This is a genomic window from Methylobacterium goesingense (genome assembly GCF_022179225.1).
GTDB classification, from domain to species: Bacteria; Pseudomonadota; Alphaproteobacteria; order Rhizobiales; family Beijerinckiaceae; genus Methylobacterium; species Methylobacterium goesingense.
Genome location: NZ_BPQL01000177.1, coordinates 1 through 2781, shown reverse-complemented (window position 1 = coordinate 2781; position 2781 = coordinate 1). Strand labels below are relative to the sequence as shown.

General features: G+C 70.7%; 4 protein-coding genes and 1 pseudogene. 3 read left to right on the top strand and 2 right to left on the bottom strand.

Annotated features, from left to right (window positions below):
- Nucleotides 1-196 (bottom strand): annotated as a pseudogene (locus MFF30_RS23385) (hypothetical protein); the annotation flags it as partial.
- Nucleotides 193-648: a CopM family metallochaperone gene (copM, locus tag MFF30_RS23380; protein WP_238282494.1), complete on the bottom strand. Its 456-nt coding sequence runs from the start codon at nt 646-648 to the stop codon at nt 193-195. The gene copM and the pseudogene MFF30_RS23385, both read right to left, overlap by 4 nt.
- A gap of 182 nt (nt 649-830) precedes the next feature.
- Here copM and MFF30_RS23375 point away from each other — a divergent pair, with 182 nt between their 5' ends.
- From MFF30_RS23375 to MFF30_RS23365, 3 genes are read left to right on the top strand one after another with little or no spacing between them, the layout of a single operon-like run.
- Complete coding sequence (locus tag MFF30_RS23375; RefSeq protein WP_238282493.1) at nt 831-1226, top strand: COG4315 family predicted lipoprotein; 396 nt, start codon at nt 831-833, stop codon at nt 1224-1226.
- Between the two features lie 13 nt (nt 1227-1239).
- On the top strand, nt 1240-1749 hold the full coding sequence (locus MFF30_RS23370; protein WP_238282492.1) for an RNA polymerase sigma factor: 510 nt from the start codon (nt 1240-1242) through the stop codon (nt 1747-1749).
- Entirely contained in the window at nt 1746-2555 is an 810-nt protein-coding gene (locus tag MFF30_RS23365; protein WP_238282491.1) for an anti-sigma factor family protein, read from the top strand. The genes MFF30_RS23370 and MFF30_RS23365 overlap by 4 nt, the downstream gene beginning before the upstream one ends.
- Nucleotides 2556-2781 lie beyond the last annotated feature (226 nt).

Below are 2781 nucleotides of genomic sequence, written 5' to 3'. Positions count from 1 at the left end.
CGAGCCGGATCACGCCGAGTAGGACGTTGGCGGCGGGATCGACCACCGAGACCGTGTTGGAGAACTGGTCCGAGGTGTAGAACCGGTCCCTGCCGCTGACCGGCACGTCCGGTGCGGAGGCTGCGCCCGGGGCCTGCCCGGCGAGAGCCGAGCCGGAGAGCAGCGCGAGCGCAAGGAGGGGGAGGGCGGTCTTCATCGGCAGATCTCCGAAGGCATCTCGGCGGCAGGGGCCGTGCCATGGTGGTGAAGGTGGGCGGCTGCGGCGGACGAATCCGGCCCGGGAGAGAGATCGGCGAGCGCCCGGCGCATCACCGCGATCTCCTGGCCCTGTTCGACGATGATCCCCTGCGCGAGGCGGCGCAGGACCGGATCCTTGCCGTAGAGCAGCTCCGCCTGGGCCATCGCGATCGCGCCCTCGTGGTGCGGGATCATCATCGCGGCGAAGTCGCGGTCCGGATCGCCCGAGGGCGGGACCATCATGTCGGCATGCATCCGCGTCATCGACTGCGCCATCATCGCGTCGAAGGACGCGGAGACGACGGCCGGCGGCTCGGCAGCGGCCAGCGTCGGGGGCATCATCATCCGGCCGCCGACGAGGCCGCCGGCCATCACGGCGGCCGTGAGCGCAAATCCCAATGCTCCGCGCATGAGCCGTCCTCCCTGTTCGTTGTCGGGGGGAGAGATGCCGGGACGAGGGCCTTATTCCGTGGTCGGGAAGAAATCAGCGATCACACGGACGTGATCAAATTTTTTCGCATGTCTGCGGAATAGAATCGCCCATTCGGCATCCCAACCCGATGCGGTCATGCTCGACCGCGGGAGACTCCCCCATGCGCAATCTGCTGATCCGCGCCGCCTTTGCGGCCTTCGCCTTCTCGGCCGTGGCCGCCCAGGCCGCGCCCGCCATGACCGCGCCCGCCATGACCGCCGAGACCCCCAAGGGGCCGGCGCTCGTCGATGCCAAGAGCATGACCCTCTACACCTTCGACAAGGACACGGGCGGCAAGTCGATGTGCAACGGCCCGTGCGCCGCCAACTGGCCCGCCCTGATGGCGGCGCCCGGCTCGGCCGCCTCCGGCGACTGGACGTTGGTGACGCGGGACGACGGCACCCTGCAATGGGCCTACAAGGGCAAGCCGCTCTACACCTTCGCCAAGGACACCAAGCCCGGCGACATCACCGGCGACGGCTTCCTCAACGGCGCGTGGCACATCGCCAAGCCCTGATCGGTAAAGCCTCGTGGACGAGATCGCCGCCCTCATCGAACCGCAGATCCCGGCCTTGCGGCGCTACGCCGTCGCGCTGTTGCGGGACCGCGAGGCGGCGGACGACCTCGTCCAGGACACCCTCGAGCGGGCGTTGTCCGCCTGGTCCGGGCGCCACCGCGACGGCGACCTGCGGGCGTGGCTGTTCACCATCGAGCGCAACCTGTACCTCGGCGCCGTCCGGCGCCGGAGCCGGCGCGGCGTCGATCTCGGCGCGGAGGCTTTGGAGCAGATCGCGGATCCGGGTGCCGACCCTGAAGCCGCGTTGGGAGCCCGCGATGTGCTCGCCGGGCTCGATACCCTGCCCGAGGAGCAGCGCTCGGTGCTACTCCTCGTCGCGGTGGAGGATCTGTCCTATGCCGAAGCCGCGCAGGTGCTCGGAGTGCCGCTCGGCACGGTGATGTCGCGGTTGAGCCGGGCGCGGACGCGGATGCGAGGTTTTCTGGAGATGGGCCGGACGGGCCTCTTGAGGAGGGTGAAATGAGCGGGGATCCGCGCCCGGTCGGCGAGGACGACCTGCACGGCCTGATCGACGGCCGCCTCGAACCGGAGCGGCGGGCGCTGGTCGAGGCATGGTTGAGGGGAAATCCCGCGCGCGCCGCAGAGGTCTCCGCCGACCGGGCCCTGCGTGAGCGCCTGCGCGCCCGCCTCGCGCCGATCGCCGATGAGGCGATCCCGGCGCGGCTCAGGGTCGCCAACATCCGCTCGCGACATCGCCCGATCCCCGGGCGTTGGTTTCCGGTCGCGGCTGCGGCCGTGCTCTGCCTCGCGATCGGCGCCGCCGCCGGCTGGTTCGGCCATTCCGCCCGGGAGGTACCCACGGTCACGCTCGCGCGAACCGAGCCGGCGACCGACGACGCGGTGGCTGCCTTCCGCACCTTCGTGGTCGAGGCCGTGCATCCGGTGGAGGTGCGCGCCGACGAGAAGCCGCACCTCGTGACGTGGCTCTCGAAGCGCCTCGGCCGGGCGGTGACCGCCCCCGACCTCACGGCCTACGGCTACCGCCTGATGGGCGGCCGGCTGCTGCCGGCGGGTTCCGAACCGGCGGCGATGCTGATGTACGATGACGACCACGGCACCCGGCTGACGCTCTACAGCCGCGTGGGCGATGCGGATGGCCGCACGGTGTTCCGCTTCGCCCGCGAGGGCGACGTCGCCGCCTTCTCCTGGGTCGATGGTGGCATGTCCTACGTCGTCACCGGTCGCACCGACGAGGCGCGGCTACTGACCGTCGCGCAGGCGGTCGACGCACAGGTCCGTGGATTGCCGGTTCCGCCGCGGCAACCGTGACGCTCGATTAGCTCCGCAAATAGGGTGCTGCCCGGTGCGACCCGTCGCCGATGGGGGATCGTCAAGTCGCCGACCGCCGGTGAGCCGAACGCCTCGAAGCCGTCCACGCCCTGGCCGAACGATGCCCTTTGCACAGCGATGCGGCGTCGCGTCCCGCCAAGTCGGCGACCGCATCGGTGAGACTGCGTGGAAGGGCAGGGAGGTCAGGGTGTCCGTCGTCAGATGA